Raw genomic sequence first — 22,386 nt, 5'->3', positions numbered from 1 at the left:
TTCGTCAGTCTTTTTAATATTTGCTTCTTTTATTTAAAATCGACATTCAAGATATCAGTATTTTTTAATTCAGCTTCTAGCTTGGATCTTAATTGTTCAAGATACTTATCGATATCTTTTTCACTTTCAATCTTCCAAGATCCCTCAGTGACTAAATCATTAATGTTTCTAAAGATTGTTCTCTTCGGTTTAACAATCGGTTCAGTTGGTTGCGGTGCAATTGGAGTTACTGATGGTTTAGTATCCTCATCATTCTGAGCAGGTTTAGCAGGAATTGGTTGAGTGTTTTGCGTAGGTCTCTCTGCTAATTCACGACTAACTTCAGAAATCCGCTCCTTTAATTCACGATTGATACCATCGATCTTGTTCGTTAAACCAATCAAGTTCAAGTAAGCATCCCCATCATTACTCTCGCTATAGCCTTGTGCTTGAGCTGATAAAGAATTAAATTTATTATCGATCTCGTCATTTAACAACTTGGTTTCTTTTTCTGGGAAGCCAGTCTCCGTTACTTGTTGCTTAAAGACTTGCGTATTTTCCTTAATCTGCGCATCAATTTCGTCATATGCTTTTTGCATATCATCGTTATAACGCTCTGCAAAGGCAGAATTTAATTCACTCAACTTTGGAATTGATTTATTAAATTCATCCATTGCCAAGTATTTATCAAGATCGTTAGCTATATCTTTTAGCTCATTATCATTGACAAAGCCCTTCGCATGATTGAAGCGATCAAGGTAATCATGTGATCTATTCCAGATTCTCTCTTGGCTGCTCTGTCCTTCAACATCGCCGTAGAACTGCAAGATAGATCGATCATCTATGTCATCACGCCAATCTTCAAAGTCATCTAAATGATCTGAAATAACTTGGAAGACACGATCACTATCATCAACTTTAGTAATTCGGCTTAATTCGTTAATTCCTTTTTGCAATAATTCATAGCCTGGATATGGTGTATTGAAGTTATACTTTTGTGTCTTAAGTAAATTCTCCAGAATGTTTACCGCTACCGCAGTCTTCTTTTGAATTTCATCAGCCATTTGCTCAGAAGTTGCATCCTCAGACAAATTCAATTGTGCTTCAAGAACATCACTAACGAACTCGCGTGCATCTCTCTTTTCACGCATTGAAATTTCTCTAACTGGCTTAATCGTCAATTTAGAAATATTATTTTTACTAATGAAATAGCGCTGAACGGATTTAGGATCTTGATGAGCATCATTCAAAGAGATCTGTGAATTATTGAAGTAAAGCTTCAATCTTCCGTCAGCAAAGGCTTTGGCAATCATCCATGCAACATCGATTTGCTTATAACCGTATGGGATATTATTAAAGTGACTAACCACACTAGCAAAGGAAACATTGTTCATTGAACCTGCTTGAACGCCAATGTAATTAACTACTTCATCAACGGCATGTTCATTTTCCTTGAATAAGGTAACATCACTCTTGCCTTTTAAGATATCAAGTACATCTTGATCAGATTTAATTGATGTTAGGTATTGCAAGTTGCGGTAACTGTTATCAATGATCTCTTTCTTAGCTTGTTCTAAACGAGCTTCAAAGTTACTTCCTTTAGCAAGAACATCATCTAGGATGTAGATATCTGCATCAATTAAGTCATCTTTAAGCATCTTTTGAGTGGATTCTTCTGCTTGCTTAGCTTCAGCGCGACGGTTAAGAGCAATTTCTTGCTTTTTATCGTCCGAACGACTTTCTGGAGTTTGTAAATATGTAGTTATCTTCTCAATTCGGCGATAGTTTTCAATATAACGATCATCATCTTTTAAGACAATGATAATACGCTTACCATCACTAGCTTGTTGCTTAAAGTCAATATCACGATAGCTGCCTTCAAGTAATGGTGACACAATCTGAATATTAAGATCATTACGCAACGGATTAAGCCCCATATCATCAATATACATGTTGAATTCAAAGATATATTGATTCTTCATCTTTGGATATGTGTACTTAGAATCAATCAATCCTGAAGTAAATAAGTAAGCACCGATATCACGTGCAACGCGACGATCATCGACTTCGATGGCATTAATTGCCTCGTTAACTTCTTGCTCAGAGTCAGTCAAGAATTCGTAAGTATCCATTTTCTTTTGGATGTAGTTCTGTCTGAGCAAAACGTGAAGAGCATCCTTAACTTTAGCTGTCAATGATTGACGATCTTCGTTAATATCATCTAGTAGCAAGGTTACAATATTTTCCAAAGTTGATGGATAATTATCAACATAACGAACCATGAATAAAACAGCTAGAACTTGAATGTTAAAACCGTAATCACCATGATCGCCGTTAACATACTTATCGCCAATTGCCTTATCAAACACAACTTGGTGGTCATGACTAAGGAATTCTTTCATCCCAATGAAGAAGGCAGAGAATGGTACTAACTTACCCAAATTATCATTCTCATATCTTCTAGTGGCTTCTTGGAATGTTGCCAGCATTGAACGCTCACCATCAGACATGTGGCTACCATTTGCACCTTTTTTACGAACTGCAGACAAAACATCCTTTAACAAGCTGAATTGATATGGCACGAATGGGTAATTATCAACGAAGGATTGCGCACTTTCATATTTTTCACGCTTAATCGCATCACTAAAGTTAATCTTATTATTGATGCTGTATTCCTTCTGCGTGAATAAATCTTCTAGTTCTTCCTTAGCTAATGGAGTCTTAGCAAGCAAACGTTTACGAATAACTTCATCAGCGTTAGCAGAACTCATCGTAATTAAAGTATTGAAACGACCTTGAATCTTAGAAAAGTCACGCTCGTGCTTGGAGAAATTACCAGTAACTTCATCCATTTGCTGCTGCGAAGTTACGACAACCCATGCACGACCTTGGCATTGAACACCCAATTGTTCAACGATTGTCTGCAAATTAAGCATCCGATTATCATCGTCACCAATGAATTGACCTACTTCATCAGCTAGGAAGACGAAGTGGTGATCGTTACCTTTTTTATCAAGATAATCCTTCACTAAACTGGCAAAGCCAATAGCATCAATACTGAACTTCTTACTTTGCAAGCCATCAACATAATTCTTAGCATCCACTTCATTTAAGGCACCACTATTAATGAGTGCGCTTTGAATACGAGTGGTCATAATGGCATAGTTTCTGCGAGTAGCTTCCCAAGTTGAATGATGTTTGATATCAAGTTTCTGGAAAGCTTCCTTAAAGGCTTCATACTTACCTGCATTATCAAGCCAGCGTTCCATATCCGCAATTTCCGCAATCGGTGAGTAACCTAATTGTTCATTGAAGACCTTAAGAAAAACATTAAGGATCGCGTTACTATCATTAGCCGCATTAGAATCAGCTTTTGAATCAATGTTAAACAAAGCCACATCTGTTGGGACACTAGTTGCCTTGTTAATAGAATCAGCTAAATGGTCATCATCAAACTTACCGTCTTCAAGGAAATAGTCAATTGCCTTACGACCAGCAACTGTATCATTTTCTAATAAATAGGAAAGAATCTTTAAGAAGTGAGATTTACCGGAACCGAAGAACCCACTAATCCATGCACCCATCTCATCAGTTGGATTATTAATACTCTTGTCATAAGCATCAAAAAATCTGGTGAAATTATTCTTCAACTCGTTAGTTACAACATATTCTTCTAATTCTTGTTTCTTGATTGCTTCACTGTCTTGACCAATCTTAATAACACCGCGGATATCACGGTTGATATCTTTTTGGAAGATGTCTTTAATCTGTGTCATATCTATATTCCTTAATCTACTCTAAATGCTCTGTAATAATTTTGATCTTTTACTTCACCGAAGGCTCTTAGGCTCATTTCATCATAATTGCCTGGATAGAACATTACAACGGGATTTTTATCCAAAACTTGATGCATCGTGTTAAGAATCTTATGTGCTCTAATAATCGGATAAACTTTGCCCAGTCCATCTAAGAAAATAATACATTGCTCTGGCAATCTTGACTGGATATATTGAACAATCAAATTATTATTTTCGCTCATTTCAAGAATATTGTTGATTTGTTCAATCAGTACATCAAAGCCTTGCTTTTTTTCAATATTTTCAAGAATGGGAATGGGATCTGCACCAGTATATTCTTCTTGCTCTCTGAGTAACTTCATCATGACATCATAAATATCAAAAACACGCAAATTCACTCTGGAGGCTAAAGGACTGTCACTTATTTTGGCAATTTGCTTGCGCACTTCCAGCTCTTGGTCAGCTGGATAATCAAAGATCCAATAGCCGACTTCATTGGATAATCCTTCATTATGTTGAAACTTAGGATCAACCATTTTTTCCTTCAGATGGCTGAATCTAAGATTGATATCTTCAGTCATTATATTCCTCCTAAAGCAGCCAATTCATAATCTAACTTGGCATTTTTCATAATTAAGGCTACTTGTGTGTCAATTAATGGGTAAAGCAATTTATCTTCTTTTTTATTTTCGGGATTGATTTCCATTAACCCAGCGTCCCGCAAAAAAGTTTTGAGCGCACCCTTAAGCCGCTTAAACGTATTCAAGGACCATTTTGCTATTTCAGGACTTTCGATTCGTTTTTGATTAAGAAATGCTTCAACTTCGTAATCCTGCAAAGTAGTTTCGTGCATCGTAACTTTTGGCCGATAAACGTCATAGACAAATTCATCAAGAATCCGACTCGTTAACATCACTGAAATTAATGAAACCAATTTTTGATTAGTAGTATTTAGATGCGGAAAAGCATCGATCATTGCCTCAGGTAAGGCTGTTATCCTGATAGCTAGGTTTCTTGAACAGCGCTTAGCACGCGCTTTTGTCGACATTTGAAAAATATTTTCGTCATCACTAAGTTGCTTTATTTCATTAACACTCTTGCCAGATTGATAAAGCTGAATAAATTGCGTAAATTCTGGCAACCAAATTGCATATGAAGCAATCCCACCATTATAATTGTGTGACATGATTTTTCCCCATTTTCGTTAATTGCTTACACGTTTATATCAACATGTAATTCTACCTTATTTATTATATATGTTGTTTTATAATAGAAAAGAGAATTATAGTTTTTTCTGTGACTCCTTATCTGACTACATACAAACAAGAAAAGCCCCGGAAGCACATAACTTTCGAGGCTTATTTAACTTAATTTTATCTAGAGGGAGAGAAATTATTATTTAATTAAGCTATTCTTCAAAGCCATTATTATCACTTAACTTGCGATACCAATGGCCCGACTTTTTAAGAGTTTTAATTTGAGTATGAATATTATCACGAATTAACCCATAACGGTTACGATAGGCATTCATCCATGACCAGCAATCAATCCCAGTCCATACAAAGTAGCCGTGACAATTCGATCCTGCTTCAATACCCTTATGTAGTTCTAATAGGTGGTCCTTGATAAACTTGATTCGATACTCATCTTGAACCACGCCATCTTTGATAAAGCGTTCTTCGCGGGAGACACCCATTCCGTTTTCTGAGACAAACCAATCAATATTGCCATAATTATCGCGAATATTGATCGCAATGTCATACAAAGTTTTAGGATAAATCTCCCAGCCCTTATCTACATTCATTACCCGACCTGGCATCTCATAATTATCAAAGTAAATGTCGGGCATCCAGTCTTGCAAGCTCTTCGGAGAAACCTGTGGAGCTTGAACTCTTTCTGGATGATAGAAGTTCACACGCTGCTAAAATTTTAGGCTTAAAACAATACTTGAAGCGTAAGCCTGCTGCTTTATCTGGTGGTCAACGTCAGCGTGTTGCTTTGGGACGTGCTATTGTACGGGATGCTCCAATCTTTTTGATGGATGAACCTTTATCAAACTTGGATGCTAAATTGCGTGTAACCATGCGTGCTGAAATCGCAAAACTACATCAACAATTAAAGACTACTACTATTTACGTAACTCACGATCAGACTGAGGCTATGACCTTAGCCGACAGAATTGTCATTATTAAAGATGGTATCCAGCAACAAGTTGGTACGCCAATGGAGGTCTACAACAAACCTGCTAATATTTTCGTAGCCGGCTTCATCGGCTCACCTGCGATGAACTTCTTCAATGTTACCTTGAAGGATGGTATGATTATCGACAACGATCACCACGATTTTGAGATTCCTGTCCCTGAAGGTAAGCTTAAGATCTTAAAGGACAAAGGCTATGAAGGTAAAAAGCTAGTCTTTGGTATCCGTCCAGAGGATGTGCACACTGAGGAAGTATTTTTACAAAGCTTCCCTAAACAAGTTGTCACAGCTAAAGTTGTTGTTTCTGAACTTCTTGGTGCTGAAACTCAACTCTATTGTAAGGTTGGTGACACCGACTTAGTATCTAAGGTCGACGCACGTGACTTCACTAAGCCAGGTTCTGAGATCAAGATGGGCTTTGAAATGAACAAGGCACACTTCTTCGATCCAGAAACTACTATGACTTTAGATAATTAATTATTCTACCTTCCCCCTCTAAATCAAAATAAAACAAAGAGCGATAGTACCGCAATCGTTGGTACTATCGCTCTTTTTGGTTTATTAACTTTTATTTTTGAATATGTTTCAAAGCATCAGATACGGCTTCTTGAAAGGCATGACTAGTAACAGAAGCACCGGACACAGTATCTACATCAGTAGTATTGTTAGCAATCATTGCTTTGGTTAAAACTGGAATTGCTTTTCCTCCTAATGATGGTGATTCTTTCTGTTGCAGAGTTTCAATCTTTTTAAGTTGATTTTTATCATTGAGTGTTACTCTAACTACAATCGGTAAATCACTTATTCCATTTGAACTGATACCTATACCTTGATTTTTACCAGCATCAAAATTAGCCATCATAGTATGAGCATCGGATTTCAAATCAGCAACTTTAGAGGCACCAGTAACTGCATCTAATTCAACCTCTTGATCCTTGGGCTTAGCAGCATTCTCGCCAGCTATCTTTCCCGAAATCAATAAGTCAGCAATACTATTAGCACCGATATATTTAGTAGCAAAAATATCACCTAATTCACCAGCCTCATATAAATGAGGGATAACTTTGCCATTTAAATCAATTACTTCACAATTTTCATTTCTTTTAGCTCCACCATGAGTATGAAGAATATTATGTCTTACAGGAATTGCATAATATGGTCCTTTTCCAAAACTACGCATAGTATAAATTTTTCGATGAAGAAACATATCCCGCTTTTTTACATCAGTTAAGAAATTAAAATCTGCAACTTCTTGCTTCAATCTAGGAGCGGATATTTTTTCAGCGAGTTCTTCAATCGTATTTGCTTTAATTGCATAAGAAATTAATTCTTTTATTTGACTTGACTTGGCAGAAGTATCATTACTCAACTGCTCATATTGTCTTTGATCCATTACAATATGAGGATGATTTTGGTTAGGAATCATTATCCAGTTGCCATGATTATATTTATAGCCATGACGATCTTCCTCATCCTCACGGAAATAACGCGTACCATCATCACCCGCTACAAAAATTGAACCATTAAACAATGATTTCCAATTAATCATATAGGCAAACTTTTCACGTGGGTCGTTCTGTCTTAATGATAAACCGTGCGAATCATAGTTAGACATATGCCATAATCGTGCTCCTGCTTCGACAGCTAAATCAATTCCTTTGCCTTGATTATATAAAGAGCCTATTGGAGCCAAAGATCCTTGACCTAAAAAGTCTTGAATCATCGCTTGATTGTTTTCAAAACCACCACAGCTCAGAACTACACCATTTTTAGCAGCAACCAGTCTTTTATTGCCATTACGATTAATTACTACGCCCATAATAGTCTGATTTTTTGGCGACTGAATCAAATGCTCTACAGGAGAATCAAACCAAATATCAATTCTATCTAATCTTTCATAAACTTTCTTACGTAGCAGCTTCCAGAAACCGCCATTATACATCCCTTGGGTCATACTTTGCGATTGCATTGCATCCCCATGCCGATATTCAGGATATTCACCCTTAGGTCTTCTTCCTGTAGCTTTTGCCTCAATACCAAAATACTTTTTAGAATATTCTTTCATCTTAAGAACATTCTCAACAAAAGCATCTAAATCTTTTTCATCGTATTTAAATGGATAATAAGTTTGTTTGTAGTAATCTTTTAGATCATCAAAATTACTGCCCCAGGCAAAAGCACCACCAGCATATCTGGTATTACCACCTTCGCTACCTTCTGGAGCCGAATCCACTAGTAAAACATGAGCACCGTTATCTGCTGCAAATCTTGCGGCTCCTGCACCGGCACCACCAAAACCCACAACAATTACATCATAGACTTTGTCCCATTTTAACGAAGAATTATATATCATTTTATTCACCTATTTTTACCAGTATCCAATAACTTTAGTCCAAAGCAATCCGCCACCAAGCCAGATAATGTTGAATACCACACCAATAATTGCACTTAACTTCCAGAAGTCCTTATTAGAAATATATCCTGTTGAAGAAACCATTGCAGCAGGGCCCGCAGAATATGTAGAAGTTGAAAGATATACTGTACCACACATTGCTAGCATTAGTGCTGCCATAATTTTTGGCACTCCCGCACCTAGAGCAATTGATAAAAAACCAGCATACAAAGCTGAAATCTGAGTTGATACACTTGGGAACAAATAGTGTAAGTAGAAGTAAACTAACCACAGAACTACTAAAACTAATACCCAATTCATGCCTTTAAGTCCTGCACCCAATGTCTTTGAGAACCATGGGAAAAAGCCTAAAGTCATTAATTTTTGTGACATTAGCATAATAACTGAAAGCCAAGTTAAAATATTCCAAGCAAAACTTTCATTTAGAATATCTTTGGTATTAATTACTCCAGTAATTAAAAGTAATGCTACAGCAATAAAACTAGTTTCAGTCGCATCAATTCCAATATGTGGCCCCACTAACCAGAGCAAAATAGCTACTACAAAGACCACTGACATAATTTTTTCAGCAGCCGTCATTTTACCTAGTTCTGTTAACTTTTTATCTGCCCAAGCATGAGCATTTGGAGTCTCTTTTACTTCTGGTGGATAAACTTTATACAATAAAAATGGCACAACAAGTAAAGAAATCAGTCCAGGGACAATAGCAGCTAGGAACCATTCCATCCAAGAAATTTCAATTCCTTGTGTTTTTGCCAAACCTAACGCTACCATGTTACCTGCCAAACCTGTTAAAAACATACCGGAAGTAACATTGTTGATTTCATATTCATTAAACACTAAGAAAGAACCTAATTTTCTCTGTGTTCCCTTTTCAGGATCAGAACCCATTTCACGAGAAAGACCATCGATAATTGGATACATGATCCCATTAACACGTGCATTGTTGCTTGGAATACCTATTGCCAAAACAGTTTCTACAAATGATAAAGCATAAGCTAAGCCTAAAGTGCTTTTGCCAAAAGTTCTAACAAAAATATATGCAATTCTTTTACCTAAACCTGATTTAATAAATCCAGCTGCTAAAAACATACACATAGCAACCATCCAAGAGGTTGAATTACCAAATCCAGCCGCCACTTCTTTCATGTTAAATATACCGGTTAAGGTTGCTATCACAACTGCAATTAAAGTGGTAGCCATCATTGGTAATGGCTTAGTAATACATGCTGCAATAGTTGCAACAAAGATTGCAAATAAATGCCAAGCTGGCACACTAATATCTGTTGGCTTAAATGGTGTTACAAGCCACAGTACAATTCCAATTACTAAAGGAAGAATCCATTTCTTCCATTGAAATTTATCTAACATTTTTCTACTCCCTAAATTATTAATCAAACTTTGTAAGCGCTTATCTTTTGTTGACGATTACAATTTATAACATTATTTCGTTAAATGCTAATTTGAATTTGTGAATAAAATGATTTATTTTTTTGCTTTAAATCTCAATATAATAAGTTTTATAATGATTGTGAAGTTCATAACTTATAATCAAAAAAGATCAATATATAAAATATATTTATAAATGGAGTTTATGATGAATAATCAAGACTTAATGTATTTTTGCAAATTAATAGAAACTGGTAGTTACACTAAAACAGCTACATTTTTTAACGTTACTCAACCAACGATCTCAGCAGCTGTTAAACGTCTAGCTAAGCATTTTAAAGATCCTTTAGTTGAACAGGTTAATCGAAAAGGCAAACTCAACACAACAACTGCTGGAGACTTGCTTTACAATAAATCAGTTAAGCTTCTACATGAAATTAATAGCGTTAATTATGATGTAATGCATGCCAGTGAGAAGAAAATACGAATCTCTTTTTCTGGTGTTGCTGGCAGCATGTATATTCCTGAGGTTATCGCTCAGTTTCATCACGCTAACATAATGTCAATGCTTGACACGCATCTAGAGCGATCAGCAGATATATTCGAAAGTTTAACCAATGGAGATATTGATGTGGCCATTTATTCTTGGATGGTGCCTATTAACGACTCAAATTACTATATTCGTAATTTAAATAAAACAGAATTAGTCATAATAACTGGTCTTAACGATCCTTGGGCTAATAAAGAGCAAGTTAAAATTTCTGAGCTGTCAGAGCGAGACTTTATTGCGCGTTCAGAAGGATATTTGACCAGAGAATGCTTAGATCAAGAAGCAAAATTAGGTAATTTTTCTCCAAAAATAATTTTTACAGCTAGAACTATGCAACTAATGATCGACTTAGTTAGTCAAAATGTAGGTATTGCTTTAGCAATGGAAGATACACTTAAAGATAGAAGAGATTTGCATATTATTCACTTGATACCAGATCAAAGGTTATGGGCTTATATGCAAATTGCTATGCGGAAGAGCTTTATTCCAAATGACTATCAGAAAAAAGGTATTGATATTCTAAGACATTTTCGTGAAAATTAGCTATTTGGCCTTCTTAATTGCTTTATTAACCGCCTCTTCAACTGCTCTAGTAGTCGTTGAAGCACCTGAGACTGCATCAATTTCCGTACTATTAGCCTTAACAATTTCATCAGGTAATTTTTGAATAGCTACTGCTCCAATTCCCTCAGTTTCATGATTTTCAAGCACTTCAACATTCTTAATCTTTTTATCTTTGTAAGTAACTCTAACCACAATTCGACCACCAATACCAGCCTCGGTAGAACCAACATATTGATCTGGACCTAGTTCTATATTGTCAATTTTATCCCCAGCTATTAAATCATTAACCGATGGCACAGCATTTTCTAGTTTAACTTCTTGTGTATCCGACTTCATCTTAGCTGCTTGCTCACCAGCAATCTTACCGAAAATCAAGCATTCAGCGAGATTACCGCCACCTTGATAACGATTGACACACATACCGCCCATTTCACCAGCACTGTATAGGTGAGGAATTGGTTGATCATTGTTATTCAATATTTCAGCTTTTTCGTTATGTTCTGCACCACCCTGAGTGTTCAAAACGGCTGGAGCTAATTTGAGAGCATAAAGTTTGTTAGTACTGATTTCATCCATCGAGTCTGTGGCACGACCAAATTCAAGATCCTTACCATTTTTAGCAAATTCATTGAATTGGTTTATTGTAGCAGTCAAGTTTTTAGCCGGAACATTCATCTTATCAGCTAATTCAGAAACGCTAGTAGCATTAATCATCTTATCAAATAACTTGTTGTAACGAAGCTTACCGCTTTCTTTTTCTTCAACAAATTTTTGGTATTGTTTTTGGTCAAAGACTAACCATGCATTGTCAAAAGCATGAGGCATGTTGTATTCGCCATGATCATAAATGTGACCGTGACGGAACTTAGCATCTTCTTTCATAAATCTTGAACCATCATTAGCAACAGCAATAACTGAACCAGACTTAACATTCTTCCAGCCCCCGATCTGACGACCACGAGTGCCCTCTTCTTCAGCGATCACGTAGCTTGGGATAATTCCAAGTGATTCGTAGTTGCTCATATGCCACATCTTTGCACCAACGCTTTGGACCATCTTTACACCATCGCCACGGTTATATAAAGTACCAAGTGGGGTCAACTTGTGAATATGTAAGTAATCTTGTTGCATTTGTGGATTATTTTCAAAACCACCAGTTGAAACAACTACACCGTTTTTAGCATGGATAAAGTATCTCTTATGGTTACGTTCAACTATTGCACCTACAACTTGATCAGTCTCTGGGTCTTGAATCAGTTCTAAAGCGCGAGAATTAAGCCATACATCGATTTTATCTTTACGATCTGCTACTTCCTTACGAATCTTTTTCCATAGACCAGCGTCAAAGTCGCGGTTATGCACTAAAGCAAAGTCAAAAGTATCTGAACCTTCAAATTCTGGGTATTCACATAAGTGATCCTTGTGATCTAGGGAATCACCTTCTCGGAAGTCATCACCCCAAATAAATGGCTTAATACCAAAATATTTTTCAAAGTATTCGGGCATATTTACAAAACCGTCTAGATAAACATCCATGGTCTTCTTTGAATATGAATATGGTTCTGCTAATTGATCAAAGTACTTACCAATCTTTTCACGATCATGAGCCATGGCTACATGTTGAGCAGAATATCTAGTATTACCACCCTCATGTCCATAAGGAGCTACATCAACTAACAGAACATGAGCATTATTGTCTGCTGCAAATCTAGCAGCAGTACCGCCTGCTCCGCCAAAGCCTAAAACCAATACATCATAACTTGCATTCCACTTAATATTTTTTACATTTTTCATTTTTTGATCTCCCATAAAAATCAACTTGTCGTGTATTAAATATCATGTGAAAAACTAAAGTGCAAGCATTATTTTGTAAGCGCTTTTTCACAAAATAACCTTTTTGTCTTATTTCATAGAGCTTTAGACATGTGAAAAGTAATCTAAAATAATCAAATTTATATTTTTGTGAATTGATGATAAGCAATATATATATTTCGATAAATTATATTTATGGAGTTTAGTTAATGCTATAATCTATAATGTATTTGTGAACGGTTAATTTATATGTCCAATAATAGATATTTATTTAAAAATGGAATTCAGAGATTTAAAGTATTTTCAAAAACTTGTAGAAACTAAAAACTATAATAGAACAGCTGAATTTTTCGGAGTAACTCAACCAGCTATTTCTTCAATGGTTAAGCGACTTGAAAAAGAAATTGGTACCCAACTAATTTTTCAGGCCCACAATCACAAAAGAATGACTATATCACCCGCTGGCTTAGTTGTATACCGTAACGCAAAAGGGCTAATTCAGAAAGAACGATCAATTATTTTAGAAGCCAAAAGAGCAAACGAAAACAGTTTTCGTTTAGGCTATTCTGAGTTAGCTGGTAAAGAATGGCTAGCTTCCGTCATCACTCAACTTAACCAAGGACATTTGCTAGCTTCAGTTGAAACGCATGAAGAAAATTCTCATTATTTAGAACAACATCTTCGTGAAGGAAGATATGATGCCATTGTTTTTTCTCGTCTTGACAATGAAAAACTCCCTGGAATTAAATTAACCACACTTGAAACCTTCCAATACAATCTCGTTGTTCCCAGCAATAATCCGCTCGCAAAGCAAAAAGAAATTGATCTATTTCAAATTGCAGATATTCCTTTAATTATGAGACATAAACGTTTTCTATCTAGAACTGCCCTGGAACAAATTTTTACTAACACAAATTTTAAACCAAAGAAAAAACTAGTTGTTGATAGTATCGATGCTACTTTGCAACTAGTCAAACAAAATATGGGTGTTGGTTTCTTAATGGATATAGCTGCCAAAAACTATCCCGGAGTAAAATCTATTCCATTAATACCCAGCCAGCAGATTTATTGCTACTCTACTTTAGGGATTCGTGAGGATTTTATGCCAAACAAAATTCAAGCAAAATGTCTCTCCATTTTAAAAGGTTTTTAATTTCAAAAAAAGCGATAGTACCGCAATCGTTGGTACTATCGCTATTTTGGTTTATTAGAAGATTAGCTTTGCTTCAAGAAATCCTCTAACTGCTTATCGGAGAAAGTATTGCCATACTTTTGCTTAAGCTGTTGTAAAATATTTTGATTGTCTTCACCATAATCACGCAAAACAGAAATCAAGTTTTGCACTCCGGTGATCAGGCCTTCTTCCATTCCGAGCTGCTTTGCTGCTTCTGCGACTTCTTCCGTGTTCATGACGTGTTTCCTCCATTCTTCGGTTCTGCGATAATTATTCATTGTCTCCTTAACTCGGCTAATGAACTTACCATTTGAAGTTGGCTTGCCTTCAATCAAGCGATAAAGATCGTCAAGACCTGGTTTCACTTTACCTTTGGTTCCCTTGGTGTTTAAGTATATTATCTCAGATCCATCATTTAGTTCAACTGATGGGTCTTCTTTGGCAGTATAAACAAAACTATACCGCTTCAAGCCTTTTCCTTTTGGGTCAAACGGCAAGATGAAGATCACATAAGCCGCATGCAATTCTTCATATTCTTGTCTTCGCCGCAAAAAGCCATCCTCCATTAGCTTAAATAGATACTGTCTGGCGCGCTTATCCATGTCTCTTTTGTTGGCAACCTGCATCTCAACGTTGTAGCGCCTGCCCCGGCTATCGGTGATCAAAACATCAAGAATCGAAACCTTCTCCAGCCATTGAATGCGATCCTTTCCTGCGTGCGGACCGTTAAGTCCTTAATGTCCAAGTGTGGCAGCACCTCATTCAAGAACATACGGCAAATTTCTGGATCCTTCATGACGTTCTGAAACATCAGATCATCAGTAAAGCCCAATACTTCCGCGACATTTAGTTTTTTATCTTTGCTCATGCAAAGTCCTCCTAGAAAAATTTTTTGAGGATGTTTAACCCTCTAATATTTATTACGCAAAAAAGGCGCCAAATTTTTTTAGAAGTTGAAAAAAGGACAAACACCATAAAAATGTTCGTCCTTCGAGTATTATTTGAAATTTTTTCATTTTAAAACTGCTTGCAAACCAGCTGCTAAAACACCACCAACAATTGGCCCCACCATTGGCACCCAAGCGTAGCTCCAATTAGCTGACGACTTATTAGGAATAGGTAAAACTGTATATGCTAATCTTGGCGACCAATCACGAGCAGGATTCAATGCGAATCCAGTAGTTCCGCCAAGAGCTTGACCGACAACCATGATCAATAGACCAACCGCAATCGGCTTTAATCCTTTATCAAAATCACCTAAGTTAAGTAACGCAAAAACAAAGATAAAAGTTGCTATCGTTTCACTTAAGAAATTAAATAAATTGTTCTTAATCGCTGGTGCAGTAGCAAAAATCCCAACATTGTTTCCTGCTTCTGATGTTTTAGTGGCCTTAAAATGAGGATAAAACTGAATTGCTACTAAAGCTGCACCGACAAAGGCACCTAAAAATTGACCCAGCAAGTATGGTCCAACTTCGCTCCATGGGAAAAAGCCAAAACTAGCAAAGCCAATGGTAACCGCGGGATTCAAGTGCCCCTGTGAACCAAGACTGGCAGCAACATAAACACCGAATGTAACCGCCATGCCCCAAGCAATAGTTACATAAAGCCAGCTAGCGCCTTTAGCATACGATTTTTGCAAATTAATTGCAGCACCACAACCAGTGCCCAAAACAATTAAGACTAAAGTTCCAAAGAACTCTCCTATGAATCCTGACATAATGCCCTCTTTCTATTAATCTTTAACAATTAGTGGTTTAAGTTGCTTTTCAATATCGTTTAAGCCCACACCTGCTTGAATAAGTGATGCAGCTGTATAAGCTCCCTCGATAAAAGCAGCATCATAGAGATGAACCTTTTTATCAGTCATTTCCATTGCCATCTCAAGGTTCATTTTCGCACTGCCTAAGTCATAAAAAGCTAAAATTTCATCTGCAGTGTTTTCATCAAACGCTGTCATAATCTTTTCCATGCTAGTGCCAATATCATTGTCGTTTGTACCACCTGCGGCAGTAATCGGCACATCCTTTGCTACTTGATTAAGCAATTTAGGTAATCCGTTAGCAATGTCTGGTACATGAGAAACCAAAGTTATACCTAAGCTCATAGCAAGCCCTCCGTCTCAAGCATTGCTTCAAAAAGATACCCGCTTGATTGAGAACCAGGATCAATGTGTCCCTTGGACCGTTCACCTAAATACGACGCTCTACCTTTTTTAGCAATCATATCTTTAGTAGCCTCAACAGCATCTTTGATTTTTTCTTCAGTTAAATTGCCACTCTTAACCTCTGGTACTAAAGTGTTCCAGACATCTACCATGGTCTTATCGCCTGGTTTAGCGCCACCACGCATTTCAATTCCAGCTAGCGCAGCATCAAACAACTCACCAATATCATCAGTTGAGGCACTCTTCTTGGCCATTTCTAGAAAAGCCGTTCCATACAACGGGCCAGATGCACCACCAACTGTTGAAATTAACGCCATGGCAATCGTCTTAAAACCAGAAGTTAAATCAGCTGGTTTAGTAGCTAATTTTTCTTTAACTGCAGTCATCCCGCGATCCATATTAAAGCCATGATCTCCATCACCAATTGGCGTATCAAGATCACTTAAATATTGTTTATTTGTATTAACCTTGTCAGCGAACTTATTCATCCAAATAGTTAGTGTATCAGTAGTTAATGCCATTGTTTTTCCTTTCTACCAAGCAATTGTTTTAACTGGATAATTCAAATAATCTAGCCATTTATCATCCTGAATTTCAAAAAGCGTAAGTGAACTACCGGCCATATCAATTGAAGTCATATAATTACCGACCTTCATAAAACTAGGTTCAATATCAAAAGTTTCTAATTTATTTAAGACATCGTTTGAGAAAATATATTGTTCCATTAATGGAGTAGCACCCATGCCGTTAATTAAACAAGCGTATTTCTTGCTACTATCAAGATGCATTTCATCGTTCAATTTACCAATTAATTCATCAACTAATTCTTTTGAAGGCTTAATTTTTTCACGACGATAGCCCGGCTCACTATGAATGCCAACACCATACTCAATTTCATCCTCTTTCAGGATAAAGCCGGGTTTACCAACTTCTGGATTAGTTGCTGCAGAAAGAGCTACAGCAATTGTCTTGATATTTGGTAAAACCTTTTTAGCTAAAGCATCAATCTCATCAAGACTAGCTCCCTGTTCAGCAGCTGCACCAAGAATCTTATGCATAAAAATGGTTCCAGCTACCCCGCGTCTTCCTTGAGTATAAAGGCTATTTTCAACGGCAATATCGTCGTCAACTACAATTGACTTAACAGGAATATTATCCATACTTGCTAAATCCTTAGCCATGTCAAAGTTCATGACATCACCTGAATAATTTTTAACAACCATGAAGACGCCTTTACCCTGGTTAACAGCTTTAATAGCTGCATATATTTGATCTGGCGTAGGTGAGGTAAAGACTTGGCCACAAACAGCTGCACTAAGCATCCCATCACCGACAAAGCCAGCGTGAGTTGGTTCATGACCCGATCCGCCACCACTGATAATTCCGACTCTATCTTTCATTGATGCTTTATCTGCGCGAACAACAGCTTCAGTTCCTTCAATTTTTTCAATATATTGCGGATATGATCTAGTCATTCCATCAACCATTTCTGGCACCACATCGTGTGGATCATTAATAATTTTCTTCATCAAGTACCCTTCTTTCTTTGTTTAGATTTTTAATCTACTTTTACAGAAATCGCTTACATAAATATTATAACTAAATTCTTCTCATTAGTTTAGTTTCTCGCTTATGTGCTAATATGTTATTCTCCAAAAAATGTACTTTGAAATCGTTAAGCTTATTCGTCATAGACAGAAGAAAATTCAAAACAAACTACAAGCACAAAAATAGTCAAGCATTGCAAAATTACAATACTTGACTATTTATCTGTATTTCTAACTCACTACAGTTTTTCGTAACTTAGCTTTTTTAGTAACAGTATTAGCCACTTTTACAAATTGACCATCAGCTAATTTGTAATATAACCTACCCTTGATTACATATTTATCTGCATTGTTCAATGCACTAATCCATTGATTCTTCTTAAGTAAAACTTTCTTTCCATGCTTTTTGACAACATTACCTTTTTGATCGTAAACATAAGCATTGTGAGTCAGCTTGAGTCTCTTAGGTGCTTGAAGAACAGTATTTGCCGTTTTAACAAAAGTATTGTTGCCTACTCTATAAAACTTAACGCCATTGATAAATGTTACTTTAGCATTATCCAATGCAACGATTGTCTGTCCTTTTTTGAGCAAGCTCTTAGCATTCTCAACATCAGTCAAAACAACTTCACCATTTTGATCATAAAGATATGCATTATGCAATAATTTAAATGATTTACCTACTAAAGGATCAATTGATTTTGTTTCAGTAACTCCATCTGTGTCACTCGTGCTAGTGTCAACTACTACATCTGTATTGTCTGTAGGTACAACATAGTTAGGATCAAAATGCACAGTTAGCTTCTTGGTGACGGTATTTCCAGCCTGATCTACTACATTAACAGTAAAGATATGAGTAGTCGGTTGATCATTATTATCGTTAAGATTTTCAACTTGCTCAAATTCATGATCGCCATATGGATTTGTGAACTCTGTATCAGTATTCAAACCTTCTAAACGATTATAACCTGAGTTTAAGAATTCACGATAAATGTTATTACCATTAACGTAGAGTCTATAACCATCCAAGTTATCATTTACCTTACCTGATAAAACAAATTTAGGATTATTAGTCCAAAGCTCAAGTTCATTACCATTAACTTGGTTGACTTCAAGAGTTGGTTTTACTGTGTCTAAGATAAGATTTAATGTACCACGAACAGTTTGACCGTCCTTCGTCCTATAAAGATAAGCAATTGGACGTTGACCAGTACTATTTGCAGTCACGGCAAAGCTAAACTTACCATTTTGATCTAGTTTAACTTGATTTGCAGGGTCATTTTCATTGGAACTATCACTCAAGACAGTTAAGCTAGTTACATTATCGTCTACATTACCAGTTACCCTAAACTTCATTGTAGTGGGATCATAGTAACCCTTTAATACTGCGTTTTGACCAAAACGAGTAGTATCATTATCATTCATATAATCAAAATGAATGTTTGGATTAGGAGCTGTTCTAGTCGTCAAATCAGATGGGGCATGTCCTGGATATGCTCCTGGACCAAATGCATCCACATTTGCTGCCTCGTCTTTTACTTCAACACCTAACTGATCACGGTTAGTATAAACTGGACGATCAGCTGCATCTACTTCATAGTAAACACCCAGGTGATTTGAACTTGCTACGCCTCTTTGACTAGTTTCTTGCTTATCATTGTAAGATGGTCCATTAACAACAGTCCAACCAGTTAATAATGCACGCTTGCCACCATTAATTGAAGTATGTACATGGAATGTAGCTACCCCATCATCAACTTCACCTGTATATAATTCACCTGTAAAGTAATCTTTAGCAAAAGCTTGGACATTTTCACCTTTAGGTACAGCAGCTTGAACAACTACATCATCTTTTCGATTAGTTTCAACAGAGTTGATTGAAACACCAAAGTTACCTGCAAAAGTGTCAGTAACTTGCCAATTAAAGAATGCTTTTGGAGTTACAGTTGAGAAATTCTTTAACACATTTTTACCAGTAGCATCAGTGCTAAATACCAAGTTAGTTGAATTGACATCAACAGGAACAGAATACTGACCATTTTGAACCTGAACTAATTTACCATTCAAATAGAAATCTTGATTTGCTCCACCAATTAACGTGTAAGTCTTAGTATCATTATTGTAACTAGTAGAATTTTGATCAAATGCTAATCCATTAGTAGCATTCCAAACACTGACTGCAGGTTCATTAATATCTTTTCCTGCTACATCAACACTGTAAACTGCAGTATTATCAGCCACATCACTCAAGGCAACACTTACCTTATTTTCAGCGTTTGATAACGCAGCAACCGCATTCTTGTCCAAAGCAAAACTGAAATGTCCTTTTGTCTTTTCAGCATTATCAAAAGCCGACTGGCTATCACTAAGTTTATAGCCGAAGACTTTATCGTTAACTGTAACTGTAGCATATGAATAATTAGTAAAGCCAGCCCCAGTATCTTGGTATTCACCGCTTAAAGTATTCGTGGCTTCATCATATTTCACATTAGACAATGTTGGTGCAACAGTATCAATTACTACAGGGAAATCTGCAGTTTGCACTTGATGAGGTCCTTCATTCCAAAGTGTAGCTACTAATCTATAAGTATAATTACCATCTTTAGCAACTTCCATTTGACCAGTTTTACTATTATATACCTTGCCGTCCCATTCAAACGCATCAGGATTATCTCTCATTGAAACTGATAAGCTTGTATCTTTAGTTACTCCGTTTTCATCATAAGACTTATCTACACCTTGCACATCTGCAACAACTCTTACGACATTACCTTGAGCGTCAAGGACCACAGCTTTTAAATCCTTAACATTTTGTTTCAAATAAGTATATGGTTTAAGAAGATCACTCTTATTATCGTTATTTGGTGAGAAGGCTACCTTTCCGCTTTCATACAATTTTGCAACTTCTTGCCAGTTGTAATCGCCTTCTACATTAACAAGTTGCTTTAATGATTCTTGATCAGCAACACCACGAGGATAGTTTTGCTCATTAACGAATCGATTTCCCTGGATGTCGGAGTGTGCTTCATTAGCATTTTGATCAAAAACATTTTCACTGGTTAAGTCACCATAGTAAGCTAAATATGGTACTGAAACTGTAGATTTATCATTAGTATTGGTGAATCTTAAAAACCCTTCTACTAATTGATTGTTGTTTAAGCCATTTAGATTTAAAGAATACGTAACCTGTTTAGTTTCTTTAGGAGCTAAACTAAATGAATTTTCACCATAAACACGTGCACCCGCTAATTGAACATCATGATAAACTCCAGTATTGCTATCCCTTTGTTCAGTATATCCACCACCAAAGTCATCAAAAGTATAAACTTGTTCTTGGTCCGTTAGATTATGGAAAGTTAAAGTAAATGGAGTATTTTCTTTAACTTGATGAAGTGAGACTGAACTTGTTCCATCATCAGCAATTACATAAACTGGATTCGAAGTCGCAGCACCAACATCGATTTGTCCGGCACCCTGTCTACGTGGAGAAACAGGTGTAGTATACCCATTTTGCGTTTGAGGTTTAGCACTGTTCATTAAAAGAGCTTTAGTAGCAGCAACCAACTGCGCTCCTTTTAATTCAGGATTAGTTTTCTTTAGCCGTTGCATTACCAGTGCAGCACTTGCTGCTGCGAATGGACCAGCCATTGAGGTTCCACTCATTGTTTGGTAATTATTATTGTTGACGATAGAAACAACTTGATACCCTGGAGCAGCCAAATCAGGTTTTAAAGTAAAGTCTTGTACCGGTCCCCAAGATGAAAATCCAGCCATGTCACTATCTTTACCAGTAGCTGAAGTCTCTGCAGCAACTGTTAATGCATTTTTAGAAGCACCAGGATTGGCCACTGTACTTGAATTAAGTGGTTCATAATTACCATCTGCACTTCCAGATTCATAACTTTCTACAGAAGTCACATTACTTGTATTATCAACTGAACCTGAATGACCATTATTTGATGCAGAAATTGAAACAAACACACCATGATCAATTGCATATTGAACAGCTTTTTGTTCAATATTAGTTAATTGCTGATCTGCAACACCTTGACCAAGGGACATTTGAATTACATCCGCACCTAAATTAGTAGCATCGTAAATAGCCTTAGCAACATCATCAGTTTTTTCATCTGAAAACTGACCGAAAACACGCAATTGCATCAATTGAGCTTCTGGAGCAACACCGACAACGTATTCTTTATTACCATCTGGTTTTCCATCAGCAGCAATGATACCTGAAACGTGTTGACCGTGAGGAGAATCATTTGAGTTAGTGTCATCAGAAGTAATGTAATCATTGTCTCTATCGGCATAGTTATAAACATATGGGAACTTTTCATTTACGTACTTCCCATACCCCTGCTGTTCAATCTTTTTTGAATATCATCCTTTGAAAGCTTAGGATTTTCAGGCATTGTTTGAAAATCCTTATGGCTTGGATCAGCTCCTGAGTCAATAACAGCTACGACAGTACCTTGACCTTTATATCCCTGGTCCCATGCAGATTGAACATTCCCTTTAACATGATCAGCCTGATTGGTTGGTGTTTGTACTTGATTATCATTCTCTGGCGTATTGTTTTGATCAGCTGTATTAGCTTCTTGATTACTTTGTTGAGATGAATTAGCCTGCACTGTAACATTTTGTTCAGTATCATGGCTATTAGCTGTATCTCCAGCTTGCGTCTTATTCTCTGTTGTGTTTTGATTTTGTGCTGTTACCTGCACTTCAGAGTTAACACTAAGTGTATAATTTTTTGCGGTAAGTTGAATAAATAATTAAAAAGCTCAAGTCC

Annotated in this window: 14 protein-coding genes and 3 pseudogenes; 3 read left to right on the top strand and 14 right to left on the bottom strand. The window is 36.6% G+C overall.

From position 1 onward, the window contains the following. Nucleotides 1-29 precede the first annotated feature (29 nt). The 4 genes and pseudogenes from brxC to CP352_RS08355 form a co-directional block, all read right to left on the bottom strand. Nucleotides 30-3,755, bottom strand: coding sequence for a BREX system P-loop protein BrxC (brxC, locus tag CP352_RS08370; RefSeq protein ID WP_089151214.1), 3,726 nt, complete (start codon nucleotides 3,753-3,755; stop codon nucleotides 30-32). An 11-nt stretch (nucleotides 3,756-3,766) separates the two neighbouring features. Next, nucleotides 3,767-4,357, bottom strand: coding sequence for a DUF1788 domain-containing protein (locus tag CP352_RS08365; protein WP_089143245.1), 591 nt, complete (start codon nucleotides 4,355-4,357; stop codon nucleotides 3,767-3,769). Further along, nucleotides 4,357-4,962 (bottom strand): DUF1819 family protein, encoded by a 606-nt coding sequence (locus CP352_RS08360; RefSeq protein ID WP_089147453.1) that lies wholly within the window; start codon nucleotides 4,960-4,962, stop codon nucleotides 4,357-4,359. The genes CP352_RS08365 and CP352_RS08360 overlap by 1 nt, the downstream gene beginning before the upstream one ends. A 222-nt stretch (nucleotides 4,963-5,184) precedes the next feature. After that, a pseudogene (locus CP352_RS08355) lies at nucleotides 5,185-5,691 on the bottom strand (family 1 glycosylhydrolase); the annotation flags it as partial. Between CP352_RS08355 and CP352_RS08350 the strand changes: the two are divergent. Further along, nucleotides 5,673-6,452, top strand: a pseudogene (locus CP352_RS08350) (ABC transporter ATP-binding protein); the annotation flags it as partial. The pseudogenes CP352_RS08355 and CP352_RS08350 sit on opposite strands and share 19 nt — an antisense overlap. Before the next feature lie 91 nt (nucleotides 6,453-6,543). Here the strand turns inward: CP352_RS08350 and CP352_RS08345 are convergent. Together CP352_RS08345 and CP352_RS08340 are read right to left on the bottom strand one after the other, a co-directional pair. Next, complete coding sequence (locus CP352_RS08345; protein WP_089150966.1) at nucleotides 6,544-8,328, bottom strand: FAD-binding protein; 1,785 nt, start codon at nucleotides 8,326-8,328, stop codon at nucleotides 6,544-6,546. A gap of 15 nt (nucleotides 8,329-8,343) precedes the next feature. Beyond that, entirely contained in the window at nucleotides 8,344-9,759 is a 1,416-nt protein-coding gene (locus CP352_RS08340) for a DASS family sodium-coupled anion symporter (protein ID WP_005723335.1), read from the bottom strand. 226 nt (nucleotides 9,760-9,985) lie between these two features. Between CP352_RS08340 and CP352_RS08335 the strand changes: the two genes are divergently transcribed. Further along, nucleotides 9,986-10,870: a LysR family transcriptional regulator gene (locus CP352_RS08335; RefSeq protein ID WP_060464190.1), complete on the top strand. Its 885-nt coding sequence runs from the start codon at nucleotides 9,986-9,988 to the stop codon at nucleotides 10,868-10,870. Here CP352_RS08335 and CP352_RS08330 read toward each other — a convergent pair whose 3' ends face one another. Then, nucleotides 10,871-12,685: an FAD-binding protein gene (locus CP352_RS08330; protein ID WP_233186494.1), complete on the bottom strand. Its 1,815-nt coding sequence runs from the start codon at nucleotides 12,683-12,685 to the stop codon at nucleotides 10,871-10,873. Between the two features lie 295 nt (nucleotides 12,686-12,980). Here CP352_RS08330 and CP352_RS08325 point away from each other — a divergent pair, with 295 nt between their 5' ends. Next, the gene (locus CP352_RS08325) at nucleotides 12,981-13,856 is read left to right on the top strand and encodes a LysR family transcriptional regulator (protein ID WP_060464188.1); all 876 of its coding nucleotides are present in this window, start codon (nucleotides 12,981-12,983) and stop codon (nucleotides 13,854-13,856) included. 62 nt (nucleotides 13,857-13,918) lie between these two features. Here CP352_RS08325 and CP352_RS08320 read toward each other — a convergent pair whose 3' ends face one another. The 7 genes and pseudogenes from CP352_RS08320 to CP352_RS08295 form a co-directional block, all read right to left on the bottom strand. Further along, a complete protein-coding gene (locus CP352_RS08320; protein ID WP_233186929.1) occupies nucleotides 13,919-14,542 on the bottom strand; it encodes an Rpn family recombination-promoting nuclease/putative transposase in 624 nt (207 codons plus the stop codon). Next, nucleotides 14,539-14,745 (bottom strand): hypothetical protein, encoded by a 207-nt coding sequence (locus CP352_RS11375; protein ID WP_225520358.1) that lies wholly within the window; start codon nucleotides 14,743-14,745, stop codon nucleotides 14,539-14,541. Before CP352_RS11375 ends, CP352_RS08320 begins: the two co-directional genes overlap by 4 nt. Before the next feature lie 144 nt (nucleotides 14,746-14,889). After that, nucleotides 14,890-15,597, bottom strand: a complete 708-nt coding sequence (locus CP352_RS08315; RefSeq protein WP_005723341.1) for an MIP/aquaporin family protein — start codon at nucleotides 15,595-15,597, stop codon at nucleotides 14,890-14,892. A gap of 15 nt (nucleotides 15,598-15,612) precedes the next feature. Then, nucleotides 15,613-15,984: a dihydroxyacetone kinase phosphoryl donor subunit DhaM gene (gene dhaM, locus CP352_RS08310; protein WP_061204855.1), complete on the bottom strand. Its 372-nt coding sequence runs from the start codon at nucleotides 15,982-15,984 to the stop codon at nucleotides 15,613-15,615. Next, nucleotides 15,981-16,565 (bottom strand): dihydroxyacetone kinase subunit DhaL, encoded by a 585-nt coding sequence (gene dhaL, locus CP352_RS08305; protein ID WP_023488668.1) that lies wholly within the window; start codon nucleotides 16,563-16,565, stop codon nucleotides 15,981-15,983. Before dhaL ends, dhaM begins: the two co-directional genes overlap by 4 nt. 12 nt (nucleotides 16,566-16,577) lie before the next feature. Then, complete coding sequence (gene dhaK / locus CP352_RS08300) at nucleotides 16,578-17,573, bottom strand: dihydroxyacetone kinase subunit DhaK (protein ID WP_089150967.1); 996 nt, start codon at nucleotides 17,571-17,573, stop codon at nucleotides 16,578-16,580. Nucleotides 17,574-17,822: 249 nt separating this feature from the next. Next, nucleotides 17,823-22,339 (bottom strand): annotated as a pseudogene (locus CP352_RS08295) (S8 family serine peptidase); the annotation flags it as partial. Nucleotides 22,340-22,386: the final 47 nt, after the last annotated feature.

It is taken from the genome of Lactobacillus sp. UMNPBX1 (assembly GCF_002554085.1).
Classification (GTDB): Bacteria; Bacillota; Bacilli; order Lactobacillales; family Lactobacillaceae; genus Lactobacillus; species Lactobacillus crispatus.
This window is presented reverse-complemented; position numbering and strand designations above follow the sequence as displayed.